This window comes from Caballeronia insecticola (genome assembly GCF_000402035.1).
Classification (GTDB): domain Bacteria; phylum Pseudomonadota; class Gammaproteobacteria; order Burkholderiales; family Burkholderiaceae; genus Caballeronia; species Caballeronia insecticola.
On sequence record NC_021294.1, the window covers coordinates 663850 to 683859 of the forward strand.

A 20010-nucleotide genomic window follows, 5' to 3' on the forward strand; every position below is an offset into this window, starting at 1 on the left:
CTCCCTTGACAAAAAAAGGGATCGACATGGGCGCCTCGACAAAACCGACTGGCGGCGCATTGCCCGCGCTGACGAGCATACGTTTCATCGCCGCGATGACGGTCGTGCTCTCGCATTTCGCGGAACTGGGCCTTCTGCCGATGAACCGGGCCTTCTTCGATTTCGTCGATGGCGGACGGCCCGCCGTGTCGCTTTTCTTCGTACTGTCGGGCTTCATCCTGACTTATACCTATCGCGAGCCGCTTGCATCGAGCGGGCCGCGGGCGTTCTACATCGCCCGTTTTGCGCGGATTTATCCCGTGGTGCTGTTCGGACTCGCGCTCGTCGCGCCCGTGACGGCCTGGCTGCTCTATACCGGCGATGCCGCGCGCCTGCTGCAATGGTTCGCGCTCAAGAGTTCCGTGCAACTCTCGCTCGTGCTGAGCCTTCTGTGTCAGCTCCTGTTGCTGAACGCATGGTTTCCGTTTGCCGCGATCAATCAGCCGTGGAACGGTCCGTCCGACAGCGTGTCGTGCGAAGCGTTCTTCTATGCGCTCTTTCCGTGGCTGCTACGCAAGCTCGACGGGCAGGGCATGCAGCGGATCGTGCTTGCCTGCGCCGGGATCTGGATTGCGCAGGGCGTCGGCACGGTGCTGATTCAATCGACGATGCCCGTGTCGCGCAGCGGCTTTCTCGTCGTCGCGCTGCCGCTGCTGCGCATCGCGGAGTTCGTGCTGGGCGTCGGCGCGGCGCTTGTGTTTCTGTCGCTGCGCGAGCGGCGCGCCGGTCGTCATGCGCTCGGGTTGACGTCGGTCTGCGTCGCGCTCGCGGCACTGATCGTGCTGGCGGCGTGGCATCCGTTCTCGCCGGTCTTCTATGTGGAAGCGCCGTTCTTCGCGCTGCTGATTCTCGGGCTTGCGCTGCTGGAGCGGCCGGTGCTCGGCTTGCTGAATGCGCGCGTACTCGTGAGGCTCGGCGAGGCCAGCTATTCGTTGTATCTGATTCACGTGCCGATCGCGTATATCGCGCTGCTTGCGGGCTTCGATCGCGCAAACGGCTGGATGGTGCTCGCGTTCGCGATTTGGGCGAGCGTCGCGGTGTTCCGCTTCTACGAGGAGCCGATGCGCCGCGCGATCCGCACGCGTCTCACCGGCGCGAGCGCGCCGGATTTCACGCCGTTGCGCGAGGCTCGGGAATGAGCCGGCCGGACGCATCCGGCGCATTCAGCGGCAGTTCGATGCACGCCTGCGCGCCGCCGCCTTCGCGCGCGCGCAGTTCGAGCGTGCCGCCATGCAGGCGCGCAATGCGCTCGACGATCGCGAGTCCGAGCCCGGTTCCCTTCGGCTGACCTTCGCCGCCGCCGCGCTTGAACGGCTGCTTGAGCGCTTCGGGATCCTGGCCGCCGAGGCCCTTGCCGCGATCCGCAATCACGATGCATGCGCGCTTCGTCCGCTCATCGGTCCAGGTGCGGACTTCCAGTCCGGTGACGCCGTAAAGCACCGCATTCTGCATCACGTTCATGAGCATGCGCATCATGCCGATCGGGCGGAACGCGAACGGCTCGATGCGGCCCAGATCGAGCGTGAACTCGTGTCCGAGGCCGGCGAAATCGGCGGCGAGATTGGCGATCAGCGCGTTGAGATCGCCGACGACGGGCGTCTCCTTCGCGCCGCTGCCCGCGTAGTCCATGAACTGCTGAAGAATCGTGTCGATGGTATCGAGATAACCTTCCGCTGATTGCGCGAACGACGCATCCGTCGATGGCACCGAGGACATCGCCATCGCGAGGCGCAGCTTGGTCATCGGCGTGCGGATGTCGTGCGAGATGCCCGCGAGCATGAGCGCGCGCGTCGCGTCGGCCTCCTTGAGCGCGGCCGTCATGCGGTTGAACGCGTTGCTGACCTGCGCGATCTCGGTCGGGCCATCGGTCGGCAGCACGCCGGGCTCGCCGCCCGCCGAGACGAGGCGCGCGGCATCGGCGAGATGCGCGAGCGGACGATTCAGGTGGCGCTGAATCACATAGGCCGTCGCAATGGCCAGTGCGCCGAGTCCGAGCGAAAGCAGAAGCGCGGTGGTGAGGCCGTCGTCGTGCGCGGCTTCCGGCACCGGCAGCGCGATCCAGCGCGGCTCGGACGACAGATGCGCGCGAATCCACAGACGCTGCTGGCCGTCGCCGCTGGTATCGGCGCCTTGCCAGCGCACCAGCATCTCCGCGGGCAAGTGACGCCGCAGGCTTTCGATGAACGTCCTGCGCTGGTACGTCTGATAGAACCGCAGCCGCGATTCCGGCGCGGATGACGCGGCGCCTTCCGGCAACGCCGCGCGCACGTCGAGATGGGCGACGGCGGTGCTGGCGGCCGCGGTCGGCGTGGCGCGCAGCAGCGTATCGAGCGTGACGATATAGCTTGCGAACGTGGCCGCCGCGCGCTCGATGCGCGGCGTCTGGATGAAGTGCAGCAGCACGGCGATCGCACACACCTGGCTCACCGCCACGAGCGCGACGAGCAGCAGGATGTTGCGCGCGAAGAGCGAGCGCGGCTTGATGTGTGCAAACCGGCGCACGGACGTCATGCCGCGACTTCGGCGAGGAGCATGTAACCGACGCCCCACACCGTTTTGATGAAACGCGGCTTGCCCGGATCTTCCTCGACGATCTGACGCAGCCGCAACACCTGCACGTCGATGCTGCGATCGAGCGCGTCGTGATCGCGCCCGCGTGTGCGCGCGATCAGGTTGTCGCGGCTCACCGCGCGGTTGGGCGACGAGCCGAGCGCCGTCAGCAACTGCATCTGCGCGGAATGGATCTCGAAGGGCTCGCCGTTGCGCTCGAGCGTCTGCTTGCCGAGATCGAGGCGAAACTCGCCGAAGCGAAGCACTTGCTGCGTGTGCGTCGGATCGCCCGCGGCGATTTTCTGGCGGCGCAGAAGGGCGCGCACACGCGCGACGAGTTCCTGCGGCAGAAAGGGTTTGGCGAGGTAATCGTCGGCGCCGGTTTCGAGACCGATGACTTTGTCGACCGGATCGCCCTTCGCCGTGAGCATCAGGATCGGCAAGGTCTGGCCTTCGGCGCGCAGGCGCTTGCAGACCGAGAGACCGTCTTCGGGCTCCATCATCCAGTCGAGCACGAGCAGATCATAAGGCTCGCGTTGCAGATAACGGTCGAGCCGCTTGCCGTTCTCGACGACGCGCACCTCGAACCCCTGCGAGCTCAGAAAACGCTGCAGCATGTTGCGCAGCTCGGCTTCGTCGTCGAGCACGATGATCTTCGGCAATGTCTCCATGGATGCTCCGGATCAGCGTTGCGCGGCGTGTTCGCGCATGAAGGCTTCGATCTGCGGGAGCGTCACGTAGCCGTTCTTTTGCGTGTCGATTTCGTCGAAGTGCTTGGCGACCATCGGCATGCCGGTGGACGCCTGTTCGCGTGTGAGCTTGCCGTCGTGCGTGGTGTTGGCGCTCGTGAAGCGCGTCTGCAACTGGCCGAGCGCGCGTTCGACGCGCGGGCTTGCGCCCATCGGCTGCGTGGCGGTTTGCGCGAGGGCCGCGCCTGAAGTAACGCACGCCGCGCATGCAGCAAGCAAGACAAGGATCTTTCGCATGGTTCTCTCCCTGATTCGGATGCCAACGAACGTGAACGCTGATGCCATTCTATTGAGCCGCGTAGCGAACGCAATCTCGGGGAAGCGATGAATCATGTCGTCGTATTTCATGCATGACGCCGGGCGCGTTCACCGACATCTGCCGACACAAGTTATGGCTCACGCTTTGCGCGGCGCTTGGCTATCGTTGTCATCGCCGGCTCACTTACCGATGCCGATCTCCGATTCCATCGCCTTGACATGCATGAGGGCTTCAATATGAACATCCGTTTTCTGAGCGTTTTCGCCGTTACCGCCATCGGCCTCACTTGCGCGAGAAGCGCCGTGGCCGGAACGAGCGTGCAGGTGACTTACGTCGCGCCCGCCGTCGTTTATGCGCCGCCGCGCCCCGTCTACTACTATGCGCCGCCGCCGCGACCACCGTATTACTACGTGCCCGCGCGGACCGTCGTCGTGGCGCCTGTCGCCGCGCCGGTGATGGTCAACGCGCCGCCGCCTCCGCCGCCGCGGCCTCCTGTCGTCGTCATGGCCGCGCCCGTTCCCGCCTACGCGGTCGCGCCCGCCGTCAGGGTCACGTATGCGCAGCCGGTGTACGCCGCGCCCGTCGTCGTGTTGCGCTGAACCCGGCGCGCTCCGATACCGTGGCAAGAGGATAGTGCACCTCCACCCGATTGAATGCGTAATGCAATACGCAGAATGCAATGCGCCGTCGCGCGGGTTGCCGCCTCCTATACTGAATGAACCGCATCTGAATGAACCGCATCGCCCTAACGTTCCGATGCGGCGGCGAGCCCGGTGCTCCCGCGCCGGTTCATGGCGTTCCATAAGGAGGATCGAGCCATGCTATTCATCGTCAACTGGACGGCGCAGCCCGAAGTCGAGAGACAGGCGGCCGAGCGATTCCTGCAAACCCGCGGCGCGCCGCCCGACGGCATCCGCTTGCTGGGGCGATGGCATGCCATCGGCTCGATCTGGGGCATCGCCATATGCGAGGTCGACGAAATCGGGCCGCTCGCGCGTTGGGCTCACGAATGGGCCGATCTGTTCATGTTCGATATCAAGCCCGCCATCACCGATGAGCAAGTTGGAATCATGCTGGCCGAAGACGCGCAAAAGCAGTGAACGGGGCGCCGACGCTATTCGTCATACGAAGGGCGTTCACGTGCTTTGATCGGGCGACGGGAAGTTAGGGTTTGTGTGGCTTGCAGCGCGGCGCGCAATGCGTCAACATTGTTAAACGTACTAGTTAGTTCAAATTTAAGAGCGCCGTCCCTGTCCCTGCAGATGTTGCCGGGTCGGCGCCACCAAGGAGCGAAGCGTGACTCAATCGAAGACGAATGAACCTTGCGTGATATCGGTCGCCATTACCGGATCGGTGCCGCGCAAGAAAGACAATCCCGCGGTGCCGATCACGATCGCCGAACAGATCGAGAGCACGCACGAAGCCTACGAAGCGGGCGCGACGCTCGTGCATCTGCACGTGCGCGACGAGGATGAACGTTCGAGTTCGGACCGTCATCGTTTCGCCGAATTGCAGGAGGGCATCCGCAAGCATTGCCCGGACATCATCATTCAGTTCTCGACCGGCGGTCGCGGCCGTTCGTTCGAACAGCGCGGCGCGATGCTCGATCTGAAACCCGACATGGCATCGCTCGCAACGGGCTCGGTCAATTTCCCGACGATCGTCTACGAAAATCCGCCCGATTTCGTGCGCTCGCTCGCGCAGATGATGCTCGACCATCACGTAAAGCCCGAGATCGAAATCTTCGACCTGGCCATGCTCTATAGCACCGTGGATCTCGTGAACCAGGGCTTGCTGAAATCGCCGGTGCACGTGCAGTTCGTGCTTGGCGTGAAGAACGCGCTCCCCGCGCGGCGCGAGATTCTCGAGTTCGAAGTCGAGCAGTTGCGCAAGAATCTGCCCGATGCGACGTGGACGGCAGCGGGCATCGGCCGTCATCAGCTCGAGGTGAATCACTGGACGCTCGAAATGGGCGGGCATTGCCGCACGGGTCTCGAAGACAACGTGCGCTGGGACAAGGACACGCTGGCGAAAAGCAATGCGCAACTGGTGGGGCGCGTGGCGGAGTTGTGCGCGCAGTATGGACGTCCCGTCGCGACGGCGAAGGAAGCGCGCGAGCTTTTGTCGATATAAGGGCGCGTCGCGCTGCAAACAGGAAGCGCAGCAACAAAGGATCGGTCGATGCCTGCATCGGCCGATTTTTTTTCGTTCAAAACCACACGCGTTCGGCGTCAAAAATCTGCCTTACAATTCAGGCTCCTTCCTGACAAGTACGGATCCGCGCGAACATGAACGAGCGTAATGCATCAGGCCTCGCCGACCGGATCTATAGCGATATCCTCAACAGCATCCGCGAAGGCGAGTTCAAGGAGGGAGACCGGCTCCTCACGGAGCATGCGCTCGCCGAACGGTTCGCTACCTCGCGTCCGACCGTGCGCGAAGCCCTCGCGCGTCTGCGCGCCGACGGCATTATCGTCACGCGGCGCGGCTCGGGGACGATCGTCGGACGTCGTCCGGACAGGGATGCACGCCGCTTCGCGCCGCTCGAAACGCTGTCTGACATCCGCCGTTGCTATGAATTTCGCATGATCACCGAGGCGGGCGCGGCGGAACTCGCGGCCGTTCGAGCCGAAGCGGACGACATCCGCGCGATTCAGGACGCGTGGGATCGGCTGGAGCGCGTCGTCGAGGCACAAGTGGGTAGCGGCGTGCAGGACGACTTCGCTTTTCATCTCGCCGTGGCGCGCGCGGCCCGAAATCCTTTCTTCGTCACGATGCTGTTGTCGATCGAACAGCAAGTCGTGTTCAGCATGAATCTGTCGCGGAACCTGTCACCGGGAAAGACACTCGAGCGGCAGCGGCTGGTCCAGCACGAGCATCTCGACGTCCTGAAGGCCATCGAGGCGAAAGACGCCGCCCGCGCCGCGCAGGCGATGAAGCTCCATATCAAGAATGCGCTCGACCGGATGTTCGGTGACTAGTTACGCTGCCTCCGCTGGTTGTCACACAACCCGATCCCATCGATTCGGAATTTCCAATCGCAATCAAAGTTGTTTGACAACTTAGCAGGCGGATTTGGCGGGAAACACGCAGGAAACTCTTGGGAAACTCCGGTTAATGGCGGTTAATAAAGCAAGGTAACGGCCCCTTGGGGTATCTCCCGAGAACGGCTTGCAAGCGATTGGTGGCGAAGGTTAAAGGCGCTCCGAGGGGTTTCGGTAACGTGCAGCAGCGATGGGATTTGCTTGACATCCTATAACCTCGTTAGCTATTTTTCATCTTCCAGAAGCCAAGAGGGACGCAAGGCGGCGCGGCGCCCGAAAGAACAGAAGTCGCATGCACGCTCCGCGAAGACGACGAACCACAACGCAGCACACAAAACGCGGCACAAAGAACGAAGCACAAACAGGCCGTCGCTCGACACAATCGACAACATCGACTGAGCGACCGGACCTCTTCCCGACCCATGGTTGCGAGAAAAGTGAGGAGACAAAATGGCTTTCAAGGCAGGACGGTCCGTCAAGCTGGCGGCAATTTGCATCGCCGTTAGCACGGCATTCGGCGTGAGCGCGGCGCGCGCGGCCGATCCGGTATCGATCAATATCGTCGACGTCGCAGGCAATCTGCAACTGACGCAAAAGGGCTTCGAGGCCTTCAAGGCGAAATATCCCGACCTCGTGTCGAGCATCACGTTCACGAACGCGCCGGCGCCGCAGTTGCCCGGCAAGATCAAGGCGATGCAGGGCGCGGGCCGCTCGGACATCGACCTCGTCGTGACCGGCACCGACGCGCTCGCGGCCGGCATCCAGCAAGGCCTCTGGGAAAAGCTGCTGCCCGATAACGCGAAGGCGTTCCCCGGCGTGCTCGATAAATACGCGCCCGGCCCGCGCAAGATGCAGGACATTGCGCAAGGCTACGGTCTCGAAGTCACCTACATGCCCGCGGGTCCGCTTCTCGAATACAACCCGGCCAAGGTCACGGATGTGCCCAAGACGCCCGACCAGCTGCTCGCATGGTGCAAGGCGCATCCGAACAAGCTGATCTACGCGCGCCCGGCCAACTCCGGCCCCGGCCGCACGTTCCTGATGGGCCTGCCGTATGTGCTCGGCGACAAGGACCCGACCGACCCGATCAACGGCTGGGACAAAACCTGGGCGTTCCTCAAGCAGCTCAACGACTGCATTCCCTACTATCCGGGCGGCACGTCGGCGGTGATGAAGGAACTGGGCGAAGGCACGCGTGACATGACCGTCACCGTGACGGGCTGGGACATCAACCCGCGCGCGCTCGGCATCGTGCCGGCGGAGTTCAAGGTGCAGGCCTTCGACAACATGACCTGGGTCAACGACGCCCACTACATGGTGATCCCGAAGGGCGTGCCGAAGGAAAAGCTCGAGGTGCTCTACAAGCTGATGAACTTCATGCTCGAACCGGCACAGCAGGCGCTGACGTATGACGACGGTTACTTCTATCCGGGCCCGGCGGTAAAGAACGTGCCGCTCTCGATGGCGCCCGCCAAGAGCCAGGAAGTGATCGAGAAGTTCGGCCGGCCCGAGTACGCGAAGCTGCTCGCGGACCGTCCGCACGTCGTCCCGCTCAACGCGCAGGCGATGGTCGCGGCATTCCAGAAGTGGGATCGCGAGATCGGCGCGGCGAAGACGAAGTAAGCGCAGCACGTTCGTATCGAAGATGTTGGGCCGAAAAGCGGCGGCGTTCCTCACGAGAGGGCGCCGCCGCGCTTGCACGAAGCGTCGGGAAATCAGGAAATCGTCATGAAGCACACATTTGAGCAGTTGCGCCTCGACTCGGTCTCGCGCAGCTTCACCAACGCCGAAGGGCAGCAGCTCGCGGCGTTGAAGGGCCTCGACCTGGACATCCAGCGCGGCGAGTTCATCGCGCTGCTCGGGCCGTCGGGCTGCGGCAAGTCGACCGCGCTGAACTGCATCGCCGGATTGCAGCCGCTGACGGGCGGCGGCATCTGGCTCGACGACAAACGCATCGACGTATTGCCGCCCGAGAAGCGCGGCTTCGGCATGGTCTTTCAGAACTACGCGCTGTTTCCGCACATGTCGGTGCTGGATAACGTCGGCTTCGGCCTGAAAATGCGCGGCGTCTCGAAAGCGGAAGCCACGAAGCGCGCGAAGGCCGCGCTCAACCTCGTGCAACTGATCGGCCACGACGCCAAGCTGCCCGGCCAGCTTTCCGGCGGCCAGCAGCAGCGCGTGGCGATTGCGCGCGCGATCGTCATCGAGCCGCCGCTCGTGCTGATGGACGAGCCGCTCTCGAACCTCGACACCAAGTTGCGCATCGAGATGCGCGCCGAAATCCGCCGCATTCACGGCAAGCTCGAACGCGCGACCATCTACGTGACGCACGATCAGGATGAAGCGCTGTCGATGGCCGATCGCATCGTCGTGATGAAGGAGGGCGTCGTGCAGCAAGTGGCGGCGCCGAAGGAAGTCTATTCGCGGCCGAAGAATCTGCACGTCGCGCGTTTCATGGGCTTTCGCAATGTCGTGAAGGCGACGCTCGAAGGCACGCAGGGCGAGAGCGTCGCGGTGAACGCAAACGGCGTGCGGCTGCTCGGCATGCCCATGGAAGGCTTCGACAGCAAGAGCGTGAGCGTCGCGTTGCGCCCGGAAGACATGGAGCGCGCGGAGCCCGGCGCCGAGAACGCGTTCGATGCGCACGTCGAGATCGTCGAATACGGCGGGCGTGATTCGCTCATCATCGTGAACACGGCGTTCGGCAAATTGTGGGCGCGCATCGCGGGCGAATGCAGCGAAGGCGAGCGCATTTCGCTGCGCGTCGCGCCGTCGAAGACGCTCGTCTACGGAGAAGAAAAATGATCGCGCTTCCCGCGCAGCGCGATCCGAAGGGCTGGCTCGTCGCGCCCGCGCTCATCTTCATCCTCGCGCTGTTCATCTATCCGTTCGCGTACGGGCTCATGCTGTCGTTCAATCCGATGAACGGCGGCAGCGTCTGGGCCAACTACATCACGTTCTTCACCGACACGTCGATGTGGCCGACGATCATCGTCACGCTCAAACTCGCCGTGCCCGCGACCGTCATCAACGTGGGCGTGTCGGTGCCGGTCGCGTTCGCGCTCAGACGCACGTCGCCGTTTCAGAAGTTCGTGACGACGCTGCTCGTGGTGCCGGTCACGCTCGGCACGGTCTTGATCGCGGACGGCATGCTGACGTACTTCAGCCCGAACGGCTGGTTTCCGCAGGCGTTGCAGGCGCTGCATCTCTACGGCGACGAAGTGCGTCTCACGCACAACTACTGGGGCGTGCTGATTTCGCTGATCGTGTCGGGCTTTCCGTTCGCGTTTCTGCTGACGCTGTCGTACGTCACCGGCATCGATCCGACACTCGCACGCGCTGCCGCAACGCTCGGCGCGAGTCCGTGGCAGCAGTTTCGCCAGATCTATTTGCCGCTGTTGTTGCCGGGACTCACGATGACCGCCTGTCTCTCGTTCGTGCAGGCGTTTTCGGTGTTTCCGTCGGCGGTGCTGCTCGGCGCGCCGGCCGGTCCTACGCGCGTGATCTCGATCGCGGCGGCGGAAGCGGCATTCGAAAGTTACGACTACGCGCTCGCGTCGACCATCGCCATCGTGATGGGCTTCGTGCAGTTGCTCGTCGTCGGCGGCATGCTGAGCGCGCGCCGCTTCTTCTACACGGGCCCGGTGACGGGAGGCAAAGGATAATGACGACCGACAACCGCGCAGCGTCCGGCTGGCAAGCCGGCACGCTGAATCAAAGCCCGGGCAAGATCATGAAACAGCAAGTGAGCCTGCGCGACAGGCTATGGAAGTGCTTCGTCTGGGCGACGATGGGCTTCTTCCTCGTGAACGTGCTGCTGCTGATCGCGACCGTCGCCGTCAATTCGGTGGCGACGCGCTGGTTCGGCACGCTCTTGCCGCAAGGCTTCACGCTGCACTGGTACGCGCAGGCTTGGAGCGACTTTCAGCTGTCGAGCGTGTTGCTCGTCACGCTCGAAGTGGTGGGCGCGGTGGTGCTGCTGTCCATCGTGCTCGGCGTGCCGGCGGCGTATGCGCTCGCGCGCGTGCAGTTTCCGGGCAAGCGCTTGGCGATGCTCGTGTTCCTGCTACCGCTGATGGTGCCGCCCGTGACCTACGGCATCCCGCTGGCGACGGTCATGTACAAGTTCCATCTCGCAGGCACGCTGACCGGCGTGATCCTGGCGAACCTGGTGCCTGCACTGCCGTTCGTCATTCTCGTGATGACGCCGTTCATCGAACAGATCGATCCGAATCTGGAGTCGGCCGCGCGCATTTTCGGCGCGAACACCGCGCGCTACTTCCGCTACGTGCTGCTGCCGCTGCTCGTGCCGGGCATGCTCGCCGCGGGGCTGCTCGTGCTGGTGCGCACCATCGGCATGTTCGAACTGACGTTCTTCACCGCCGGGCCGACGACGCAAACGCTTGTCGTCGCGCTGTATTACGCGGTGTTCTCCACCGGCGTGCGCGCGCCGCAGTCCATCGACGCCATGGCCATGATCTATATGGCGATCACGATGGTCTGGGTGCTGATCGCGCTGCAGTTCGTGAGCCCGACGCAACTCGTGTCGCGCGTGAAGGAACAGAAGCAGTAATGTTTGCCTGCGCGCGAGACGCGCGGGCTCTTTTCATATCGAAGTCGTGTCGTGACGAAATTCCGTGAAGTCGTAGAGTTGCAAGCCGAGCCGCGCGTAAGCATTTCGAGCGGCCCGCATATCATCGAGATCGCGCCGCAGGCGGGCGGGCGCATCATGCGCTTCGCCACGCAGGACGAGCGCGGTGAGCAGGAATGGCTCGCGCCGGTGACGGTCGCGAGTTGGCCGTGCGATGCGTGGCCGAAGAGCGGAAGCTATCCGCTGGTGCCGTTTTCGAATCGCGTGCGGGATTCGCGCTATGCGGCAGCGGATGGTTCGATCGTCGAACTGGCGACGTTTCCCGGCATGCCGCACGCGCTGCATGGCTTCGGCCAGTTCGCGGCGTGGAGCGTCGAGCTTCAGGAAGCCGATTGCGTCGTGCTGCGCTATGCGCATCGCGAGGGCGAGCACGGCTGGCCGTGGGCGTTCGAGGCCGTGCAACTGATCGAAGCGAATGCCGATGGCGCGCGTCTGTCGATGCGCGTCGTGAACCGCTCGTCGCGGCCGATGCCCATCGGGCTGGGGTTTCATCCGTACTTCAACGCGCTGGAAGCGGAAGTCGAAACGACTACGCTTTGGCGTCATGAGGCGGAAATTGCAGTCGAACCGACTACGGAGCAACCGGCGCGCCGTCATGTTCGCGAAGCGGACGGCTACACGCGTTATCTGAGCGGTTGGGATGGCCGCGCGACCTTGCATTACGCGAATGGCCGCACGCTGGAATTGCGCGCCGACGAGCCACTGAGCCACGTCGTCGTTCATTGTCCGGCTGGCGCGGGTTATCTCTGCGTGGAGCCGGTGTCGCACGTCAGCGACGGGTTCAATCTCGCGTCGCAGGGCGTCACCGGCACGGGCATCGCCGTCATTGAGCCAGATAGTGAAATACGGGCGTCGCTCGTGATGGCAGCCGGCGCGAACCCGGCCCCGCGCGACGGCGCCGCCGTCTGACGCGCGCTTCCATGACGGACCGCGCGCGCATCGAGGGCGCGCGCGATGCATTCGCCGGCAAAAAGCCTCCGACGACGAGGCAAGCATCCCTGTTCATGCGGCACCTCCTTCAGACGTTCAGCGCGTGAGCGGCGCGGAAAAATACGCTTCGACGAGATCGACGATGCGCCACGTCGCGCAAGGCCGACGGCAATGCGCATCGAAACCGGCTTCCTTGAGCGTCTGCACCGGATCGGCGGGCCACACGTTGCTCATCGCGACCAGCAGGCGTCCGGTCAGATCGGCGTCCACGCGCAGCGTGCGCAGGAAGACGTAGCCGGAATCGCTGTCGAGGCTCGTGTCGAGCAGAAGCGCGTGCGGCTGCCAGCTATTCACCAGCGCACGCACGGATTTGAGATCCTGCGAATGGATGACCTGCAAGCCTTTGAGCCGGAGTTGCACGGCGAGGGAATCGCCAATCGACTTGTCCTTGTGGGCAATCAGCACGCGACGTGCGGCATTGCTCGCGCGGGCCCGCTTGATACGCCACAACGCAAATTCGCTTTCGTTGTCGGCTAGACGGCTTGACATCTCATCCTCCGGATCGTGGTTAGCGTGGTTGATTCGACTGCGCCCAGTTTCGACCGGACGTGCTGAATTCCAAACCCGGCACGGGAGGGGACGGCGGCGGATTTTGGGGGACTGACGAACGTATCCCTGCGAAAGAGGGGTAGTAGTCGCGCAAGGCCCGCGTAAGATCGGAACCGTTCTCGGAGCGTCGCAATGGAAAATGGCTATTTCAAAACAGTGTTGCTAGTAGAGGACGAAGGGCTCACCAGGAGCGCGATGAAAAGCCTCATCCTGGCGAACGAGCCCTTGCTCGAAATCGACGAAGCCGATGGTTTCGAGCAGGCGAAAGCGAAGCTTTCGTCCAATACCTACGATCTGATGTTTCTCGACTACCACTTGCGCGGCCAGGCCACCGGCATGGATCTGCTCAACTGGATCCGCGAGGAAGAGCGCGAAATTCAGACGATCATGCTGTCCGCTCAGGACGACCGCGACACCGTGCTCGAATGCATCAAGAACGGCGCGTGCGGTTTTATCTCCAAGGGCAGCGAGCAGGGCGCGGGCGTGTTTCGCGAGGCGCTCAAGACGATCCTCAATGGCCGTGTCTATCTGCCGAACACCGTGCTCGGCAAGGGCGGCCACAGCCCGAAGCCGGTCACGCCGCATGCGGGCGTCACGGTCGAATCGCTCGAGCTGCCGCCGCGCCTGACCGAGACGCTGCGTTATTTGCTGCAAGGTCTGTCGAACAAGGCGATCGCGCGCAAGATGAATATCAGCGAAAACACCGCCAAGGAATATTCGAGCGATCTGCTCGCGCGGTTCCACGTTACGCGGCGAACGTTCCTGATCGTTGAAATGGCGCGGCGTGGTATCGAAATGCCGATGAGCAATACGTCGTCGGCGTCCTGAATCCCTGTTTCATTTTTTTGAATCGACGCGGGCAGTCCCGAAAGGGTGCCCGCGTCGTTGCATTGTCGCGTCGGCGCTGCGTCCCTTTTCTGATCGTTCCGAGGAATGGGCGGTGAAATGGTATCGTAGAGCCCGGACTATTTTTAAGATGGATTAAGTGCAGGTGATTCGCAGGAAATCGTTCATTCAAATGCAAGGCGCCACCTCGGCCTTCGCCGCAGCCGCAGCCCTGATCCTCTGCGCATGCGCGCCCCTCCCGCAGCAGAACGGCACCGACGCGGCCGCGTCGGCGTCCGCCGTGCAGGCGGCTCAGCCCGCGTCGAAAACGCCCGCAGCGCCGATGCCTCCGGGCGAGCAGCGCATCATGGTCGGCAGCGCAAGCGGCTACCACCTGATGGTCAAAACGACCCCGCCGAGCCAGGTCTGCGACAACGACGCCTTCGCCGATGGCGTGCGCTACGGCTATGCGCTGACCTGGAACCGTCTCGTCGGCGAGGACGCGCGCAACGGCGGCAAGCCGAAGCGCAAGTTCGACGCCTCGGCCATCCACTCGCAAGACGATCAGTACAAGATCCAGTGGAACGGCAAGGAACGCGCGAACGCGTGCGCGTCGGACGGATATCTGATCGGGCGCATCGTCGGGACGCATCTGGCGAGCGTCGACATGCGCGGCGGCAAGCCGTCCTGAGCGCCGGATTCGCCGATCAGTTACAGGCGCGCGTGGCCGCCACGTAGCGGCTCGCCCCGGCGATATCGCCGTAAATGGTGTAGCCGGTGCCGCTCGCCGATGCCTGCGCGATCAGCAGCACGACCGATTGGCTCGCCAGGCCGCCGCTCGGCACGGAAACCGCCTGCGTGTCGGCGCTCGGCGAATACTCGCGGACCTTGGGCGCGATCGGCGTCCATTGCGCTTTCACGCAGCGGTAGAAATCGTAAGGCGCCATTTGCGACGTTCCGGAACCAATCGGGACGGTCCGAAGCAGCGCGTCGTCCGTCGATACGCACGCGCTCAGGCTCGATACGCCGATCGCGGTACACACAATTGCAATAGTTTTTATCATTTTTCCGATACCTTTTTTGTAGTATCCGCTTAACCTTCCGATCGGTGTGTCATCGACGTCCCATCTACTTCGAGGCTATCGATTTTTACCGATTTCTGACAAACCGTAAAACACGCATAAAGCGCGCGCGATTCGTGCCGCTAACCCATACATGCAGCGCGAAGCCGCGCCGGATCTGTAACAAACCTTTCGATCAGTAGTTTTCCCAATATTAGTCAAGTCGGGTCAACCGTCGTCGTTATATAGGCGTTTCACGCTTTAAAGCCTTTTGTATGGCGCGAGCGCGGGCGGTGGAAGCGGAAGTCACGCTTTCCACATCGCATGACGTGCGCGGACCCCCGATAACCGTGATTTGCCGGTGCTGTCGTCGCATGACTGACGACTCGCAGCGGAAGCCAGTTTGATAGAACGCATGTCTCGCACAAAGTTGCTCGCTCGTCTTCGCGCCGTTTCCCTGACCGGACGTTCGTCCGGCGGCTTCAACCTTAAGCGTTTCGCCGCGCCCGCGCTGACTATCGTCATCTGCGTGCTGCTGCTGGTGGTCTTCCAGCATCTTTCGCGCGCGGTCGATTACAAATCGGTGATCCACTCGCTGCGGGTCATGACGCCGCAAGCCTGGATCGCCGCGCTGTTCGCCACCGCGCTTTCGTTCGCCGCGCTGGTCGGGCGCGACGCGGTAGGCCTGCGTCACATCGGCGTTTCGTTGCCGCGTTCGCTGCTGTGGGTCGGCGCGACGGTCGGTTCCGCGCTGGGCAATGTAACCGGTTTCGGCGCGCTGACGGGCGGCGCCGTGCGCTGCCGCGTCTACGGCGCGGCTGGCGTGACGCCCGCGCAAGTCGGCCGCCTGACCATTTTCACGAGCGTCACGCTGGCGCTCTCGCTCGCGTTCATGGCCGCCGCCGGCATGCTGTTCGCCGCGGGCACGCTCTCCGGCATGATGCATCTGCCGCCCACCGCCCTGCGCGCAACCGGCGCCGTGCTCCTCGGCGTGTTCGCCGCAATGATCCTGCTGTGCGGCCGCGAGCCGCGCACGCTGCGCTCGCGCTGGAAGTGGCTGTCGTTCACCGTGCCCGCGCGCCGCGATTTCGTCGCGCAGGCGGCGCTCGCCGTCATCGATGTGATCGGCGCCGGTCTCGCGCTCTGGGCGCTGCTGCCGAACGCGCAAGTTGGCTTCGGCGAATTCATGACCGTGTTCTCCGCGGCCATGCTGCTCGGCATGATCGGCCATACGCCGGGCGGCGTCGGCGTGTTCGAGGCGGCGATGGTATTCGCGCTCGGCGGCAGCGCCCAGACGCCGGACGTGCTCGCCGCGCTGCTCGCGTATCGCGCGATCTATTTCGGCCTGCCGCTCATTCTCTCGGCCGGCGTGATGGCCGCGTTCGAAGGCCGCGCGCTGAAAGGACGCTTCGGCTTTCTGAGCCCGCATCGCGTGTCGCAGCTGGCGCCGGTGTTCCTGTCGATCGTCACGTTCGCGGCAGGCTCGATGCTCGTCATCTCCGGCGCGACGCCCGCGTTCAAGATGCGTATCGCGCTGTTGCAGACCATCGTTCCGTTGTGGGTGCTGGAAAGCTCGCAATTGCTCGGCTCGGTGCTGGGCGTGCTGCTGCTGTTCGTCGCGCGCGGCCTGATGCGCCGGCTCGACGCCGCCTGGTGGCTCGCCCTGATGCTCGCCGTGACGAATCTGGCGCTGTCGCTGGCGAAGGGTCTCGCGTTCGTCGAAGCGGGCGTGCTGGCGTTTCTCATCGTGCTGCTGATCGCGACGCGCGAGCGTTTCAACCGCCGCTCGTCGCTGTTCGCCGAGCGTTTCACGGCAACGTGGCTGATTTCGGTCGGCGTGGTGATGGCGCTCGCCGTGTGGATCATGTTCTTCGCGTTCCGCGATGTGCCCTACAGCGGCGATCTCTGGTGGCAGTTCGCCTTCGACGAACGCGCCCCGCGCGCGCTGCGTGCCACGCTGGCGGCGGCGGTGTTCGCGCTGACGCTCGGCGTGTGGCAATTGCTGCGCCCGGCGGCGGGCCGCTTCGTGAAGCCCGCGCCGCAGGATCTCGCCGATGCCGCGCGCATCTTCCGCGCGCAGGAACGCAGCGACGCCGGCCTCGCGATGATGGGCGACAAGAGCTTCCTCTTCTCCGAGTCGCGCGAAGCCTTTCTGATGTACGCGAAGCACGGCCGCACGTGGGCCGCGCTGCACGATCCGGTGGGCCCGCGCCGCGAGTGGGCGGAACTGATCCGCAAGTTCGTCGAACTCGCGCATGCGCACAACGGCCGCGCGGCGTTCTATCAGGTTCGTGCCGATGCATTGCCGCTCTATCTCGACGCCGGTCTCACGTTGATGAAGCTCGGCGAAGAAGCACACGTCGCGCTGTCCGAGTTCGACCTGAAGGGTTCGCATCGTGCGCATCTGCGTTATGCGCTCAAGCGCGGCGAACGCGACGGCTTCGACACCGAACTGATCGCGCCGAACCAGATCGTCGACAGCCTGCCGATGCTGCGCACCATTTCCGACGACTGGCTCGAAAGCCGCTCGGCGCGCGAAAAGAGCTTTTCGGTCGCGGCCTTCAACGAGGAATATCTCGCGGCGCAGTCGGTGCTGCTCGTGCGCCAGCAAGGCGTGCCGGTCGCGTTCGTCACTTTCATGACGACCGATCTGAACACCGAGGCGACTGTCGGCGTGATGCGCCATGTCGGCGAAGCGTCGGCGTATGCGATGGAATACCTGTTCACGAAGCTCGCGCTGCATCTGAAAGAGGCGGGCTTCAAGTCGCTTTCGCTCGGTATCGCGCCGCTGTCGGGCATGGAGCCGACGCCGCTTGCGTCGCACTGGCATCGTCTTGCCGGGCTCATGTGGCGTTTCGGTGGCCGTTTCTACAACTTCCGCGGTCTGCGCGGATTCAAGAGCAAGTTCCAGCCACGCTGGGAGCCGCGTTATCTGGCGGCGTCCGGTTCGGTTGGCGTATTTTTCACTTTGGCGGATCTCTCGCTTCTGGCGGGTGGCTGGCGTTCATGAAATTTTTTGGCAAGAAAGCGGCGGCGCTGGTTTTGGCCGCTGTCTGTGGTGTTTCCCTGTTTGACATGGCGCACGCCGCCGAGTCGATCTCCGGCGGCCGCTTCGGCCAGGTGGCGCTGACGAAGCCCGTCGGCGAGATGACCGGCTTCGTCGTGCTGTTTTCGGAGAAGAGCGGCTGGGCGCCCGCCGACCAGCAAGCGGCCGATGCGCTCGCCGCGAAAGGCGCGATGGTCATCGGCGTCGATACGGCGAAGTACGCCGTGCGGCTGTCGGCGGACAAGAGCGAGAAGGAATGCCACAACCTCGTCGGCGATGCAGAAAACATGAGCCATCAGCTCGAACGCACCGTGCAGACGAATCACTATTTTTCGCCGATTCTCGTCGGCACCGGGCAGGGCGCTAGCGTCGCCGAGAGCGCGCTCAAGCAGGCGCCGGATAACACCGTCGCGGGCGCCGTGTCGCTCGCACCCGAGGCAAAGCTCGACGCGCGCTTCAATCCGTGCCCGCCGGACCCGAGCATCATCCACGCGAAGGGCCTGCCGGGCTTCCTGGAGCGCACGGCAACGCAGCCAACCGGCTCCAAAGCCGATGCGCTCGTCGCGATGACCGCGCCGCATCTGAAGAAGTCCGCGCCCGCGACGGACAGCGACGTGTCCGATCTGCCGCTCATCGAACTGCGCGCGGCGCAGCCGACCGACCTGCTCGCGATCGTCATTTCCGGCGACGGCGGCTGGCGCGATCTCGACAAGACGATGGCGCTCGCGCTGCAACGCGACGGCGTATCGGTGATCGGGATCGATTCGCTGCGCTACTTCTGGAGCGAGAAATCGCCGCAGCAGACCGCCAACGATATTGCCCGCGTGGTTCGCGCCTACAACGCGCGCTGGCATACGAGCCATGTGGCGCTGCTCGGCTATTCGTTCGGCGCGGACGTAATGCCGTTCGCCTACAACCGCCTGCCGGACGCGGTGCGCGCGCAGGTGTCGTATATCTCGCTGATGGGCTTTTCGCCCGCGGCGGATTTCCAGATTCGCGTGACGGGCTGGCTCGGCATGAAGGCGAGCGAAAAGGCGCTCAAAGTGCGCCCGGAACTCAACAAGCTGCCGCCTGCGATGGTGCAATGCATCTACGGCGAGAAGGAAGAGGACACGCTGTGTCCGCAGCTCGCGAAGACGGGCATCGAGGTAGTGAAGCTGCCGGGCGATCATCACTTCGGCGGCGACTACGATGCGCTCGCGCGACGTATTCTCGCGGGCTGGCGCAAGCAGATCGCGGCGCGGCAGGGGTGAGCGGCTCGCCCGTCGCATGATGGTCTGAACGCTGCGTTACCATGTGCGGAACCCGTTCACGGAGTTCCGCATGTCCCTGATCGATCATCTCGACCATCTCGTGCTGACCTGCGTCGATGTAGAAGCGACTCGCCGCTTTTACATCGACGTGCTGCAAATGAAGCTCGAAACCTTCGGCGACGGCCGCATGGCCTTTCGCTTCGGCAATCAGAAAATCAACCTCCACGTGCGCGGCGCCGAGTTCGAACCGAAGGCGCATCTGCCGGTTCCGGGCGCGCTCGATCTGTGCTTCATCGCCTCGGTGCCGCTCGATCGCGTGATCGAACGGCTCGCGCAGATGAACGTGCCGATCATCGAAGGTCCGGTCGAGCGCACCGGCGCGACGCAGAAGCTGCGCTCCGTCTACGTGCGCGATCCGGACTACAACCTCATCGAGATTTCCGAGCTTATTTGAGCGGGCCGAGAAAGTCGCGCTTGCCGATCGGCGCGCCGAGATGGCGCAGGATGTCGTGCGTCGTGACGACGTGGAAATAGAAGTTCGGCAAGCCGAAGCCGAACAGATAATCGACGCCCGAGAACGACGGCGAAAAGTCCGGGAATTTCAGCGTGACGTTGCGCGTTTCGCTGTCGGCGAGCGCGTTGCGGTCGATGCTCTTCAAGAACGCGATTGTCTTTTCGATGCGCGCCGCGAGCGACGGGAAGCTGTCTTCGTTGTCCTCGAAGCGCGGCGCTTCGACGCCCGCGAGCCGCGCCGCCGAGAGCTTCGCGGTATCGCTCGCGCGCTGGATCTGCGCGGCGAGCGACAGCATGTCGGGCGCAAGGCGCGCGTTGATTACATCGGCGTGAGCGAGGCCTTTTTGATCGGCGTAGGCGGCGCCTTTTTCGAGCAGATCCGCGCACACTTCGAGGCCGCGGATAAAGACGGGGATTGACGCGCGATACATCGTGAGGGACATGGGCTTGTGCTCCTTGAGTGTGTTGTCGACAGGGGAGA

General features: G+C 63.7%; 21 protein-coding genes. 15 read left to right on the forward strand and 6 right to left on the reverse strand.

What is annotated here, in order from left to right:
- Window positions 1-26 precede the first annotated feature (26 nt).
- A complete protein-coding gene (locus BRPE64_RS17150) occupies window positions 27-1178 on the forward strand; it encodes an acyltransferase family protein (RefSeq protein WP_044042364.1) in 1152 nt (383 codons plus the stop codon).
- Here BRPE64_RS17150 and BRPE64_RS17155 read toward each other — a convergent pair.
- The 3 genes from BRPE64_RS17155 to BRPE64_RS17165 are packed head-to-tail and all read right to left on the reverse strand — an operon-like array spanning window position 1150 to window position 3575.
- Entirely contained in the window at window positions 1150-2550 is a 1401-nt protein-coding gene (locus tag BRPE64_RS17155) for an ATP-binding protein (RefSeq protein WP_016354751.1), read from the reverse strand. The two genes, BRPE64_RS17150 and BRPE64_RS17155, sit on opposite strands and share 29 nt — an antisense overlap.
- The gene (locus BRPE64_RS17160; RefSeq protein ID WP_016354752.1) at window positions 2547-3260 is read right to left on the reverse strand and encodes a response regulator; all 714 of its coding nucleotides are present in this window, start codon (window positions 3258-3260) and stop codon (window positions 2547-2549) included. Before BRPE64_RS17160 ends, BRPE64_RS17155 begins: the two co-directional genes overlap by 4 nt.
- Before the next feature lie 12 nt (window positions 3261-3272).
- On the reverse strand, window positions 3273-3575 hold the full coding sequence (locus tag BRPE64_RS17165; RefSeq protein ID WP_044042365.1) for an EF-hand domain-containing protein: 303 nt from the start codon (window positions 3573-3575) through the stop codon (window positions 3273-3275).
- A gap of 258 nt (window positions 3576-3833) precedes the next feature.
- Between BRPE64_RS17165 and BRPE64_RS17170 the strand changes: the two genes are divergently transcribed.
- From BRPE64_RS17170 to BRPE64_RS17210, 9 genes are all read left to right on the forward strand, one after another.
- Complete coding sequence (locus tag BRPE64_RS17170; RefSeq protein WP_044042736.1) at window positions 3834-4196, forward strand: hypothetical protein; 363 nt, start codon at window positions 3834-3836, stop codon at window positions 4194-4196.
- Window positions 4197-4415: 219 nt separating this feature from the next.
- Window positions 4416-4697 (forward strand): DUF3303 domain-containing protein, encoded by a 282-nt coding sequence (locus BRPE64_RS17175; RefSeq protein WP_016354756.1) that lies wholly within the window; start codon window positions 4416-4418, stop codon window positions 4695-4697.
- 196 nt (window positions 4698-4893) lie between these two features.
- Complete coding sequence (locus tag BRPE64_RS17180; RefSeq protein ID WP_016354757.1) at window positions 4894-5730, forward strand: BKACE family enzyme; 837 nt, start codon at window positions 4894-4896, stop codon at window positions 5728-5730.
- A gap of 155 nt (window positions 5731-5885) precedes the next feature.
- Complete coding sequence (locus BRPE64_RS17185; protein ID WP_016354758.1) at window positions 5886-6578, forward strand: FadR/GntR family transcriptional regulator; 693 nt, start codon at window positions 5886-5888, stop codon at window positions 6576-6578.
- A gap of 513 nt (window positions 6579-7091) precedes the next feature.
- Window positions 7092-8264, forward strand: a complete 1173-nt coding sequence (locus BRPE64_RS17190; RefSeq protein WP_016354760.1) for an ABC transporter substrate-binding protein — start codon at window positions 7092-7094, stop codon at window positions 8262-8264.
- A 105-nt stretch (window positions 8265-8369) separates the two neighbouring features.
- A complete protein-coding gene (locus BRPE64_RS17195) occupies window positions 8370-9446 on the forward strand; it encodes an ABC transporter ATP-binding protein (protein WP_044042737.1) in 1077 nt (358 codons plus the stop codon).
- On the forward strand, window positions 9443-10306 hold the full coding sequence (locus BRPE64_RS17200; RefSeq protein ID WP_016354762.1) for an ABC transporter permease: 864 nt from the start codon (window positions 9443-9445) through the stop codon (window positions 10304-10306). Before BRPE64_RS17195 ends, BRPE64_RS17200 begins: the two co-directional genes overlap by 4 nt.
- A complete protein-coding gene (locus BRPE64_RS17205; RefSeq protein WP_016354763.1) occupies window positions 10306-11214 on the forward strand; it encodes an ABC transporter permease in 909 nt (302 codons plus the stop codon). The genes BRPE64_RS17200 and BRPE64_RS17205 overlap by 1 nt, the downstream gene beginning before the upstream one ends.
- A gap of 51 nt (window positions 11215-11265) precedes the next feature.
- Window positions 11266-12201, forward strand: a complete 936-nt coding sequence (locus BRPE64_RS17210; protein WP_044042368.1) for an aldose epimerase family protein — start codon at window positions 11266-11268, stop codon at window positions 12199-12201.
- A 117-nt stretch (window positions 12202-12318) separates the two neighbouring features.
- On the opposite strand, the gene BRPE64_RS17215 is transcribed toward BRPE64_RS17210, so the two are convergent.
- Window positions 12319-12771, reverse strand: a complete 453-nt coding sequence (locus BRPE64_RS17215) for a response regulator (protein ID WP_016354766.1) — start codon at window positions 12769-12771, stop codon at window positions 12319-12321.
- A gap of 255 nt (window positions 12772-13026) precedes the next feature.
- Between BRPE64_RS17215 and BRPE64_RS17220 the strand changes: the two genes are divergently transcribed.
- Both BRPE64_RS17220 and BRPE64_RS17225 read left to right on the forward strand, forming a co-directional pair.
- The gene (locus BRPE64_RS17220) at window positions 13027-13659 is read left to right on the forward strand and encodes a response regulator (protein WP_232519260.1); all 633 of its coding nucleotides are present in this window, start codon (window positions 13027-13029) and stop codon (window positions 13657-13659) included.
- A 190-nt stretch (window positions 13660-13849) separates the two neighbouring features.
- On the forward strand, window positions 13850-14347 hold the full coding sequence (locus tag BRPE64_RS17225) for a hypothetical protein (RefSeq protein ID WP_144063432.1): 498 nt from the start codon (window positions 13850-13852) through the stop codon (window positions 14345-14347).
- Between the two features lie 16 nt (window positions 14348-14363).
- On the opposite strand, the gene BRPE64_RS17230 is transcribed toward BRPE64_RS17225, so the two are convergent.
- On the reverse strand, window positions 14364-14603 hold the full coding sequence (locus tag BRPE64_RS17230) for a hypothetical protein (RefSeq protein ID WP_016354769.1): 240 nt from the start codon (window positions 14601-14603) through the stop codon (window positions 14364-14366).
- 529 nt (window positions 14604-15132) lie between these two features.
- Here BRPE64_RS17230 and mprF point away from each other — a divergent pair.
- From mprF to BRPE64_RS17245, 3 genes are all read left to right on the forward strand, one after another.
- Window positions 15133-17727 (forward strand): bifunctional lysylphosphatidylglycerol flippase/synthetase MprF, encoded by a 2595-nt coding sequence (gene mprF, locus BRPE64_RS17235; RefSeq protein ID WP_044042369.1) that lies wholly within the window; start codon window positions 15133-15135, stop codon window positions 17725-17727.
- Entirely contained in the window at window positions 17715-19016 is a 1302-nt protein-coding gene (locus BRPE64_RS17240) for a virulence factor family protein (RefSeq protein ID WP_408608257.1), read from the forward strand. The genes mprF and BRPE64_RS17240 overlap by 13 nt, the downstream gene beginning before the upstream one ends.
- Before the next feature lie 70 nt (window positions 19017-19086).
- The gene (locus BRPE64_RS17245; protein ID WP_016354773.1) at window positions 19087-19470 is read left to right on the forward strand and encodes a VOC family protein; all 384 of its coding nucleotides are present in this window, start codon (window positions 19087-19089) and stop codon (window positions 19468-19470) included.
- On the opposite strand, the gene BRPE64_RS17250 is transcribed toward BRPE64_RS17245, so the two are convergent.
- On the reverse strand, window positions 19463-19972 hold the full coding sequence (locus BRPE64_RS17250; protein ID WP_044042371.1) for a DUF1993 domain-containing protein: 510 nt from the start codon (window positions 19970-19972) through the stop codon (window positions 19463-19465). The two genes, BRPE64_RS17245 and BRPE64_RS17250, sit on opposite strands and share 8 nt — an antisense overlap.
- Window positions 19973-20010: the final 38 nt, after the last annotated feature.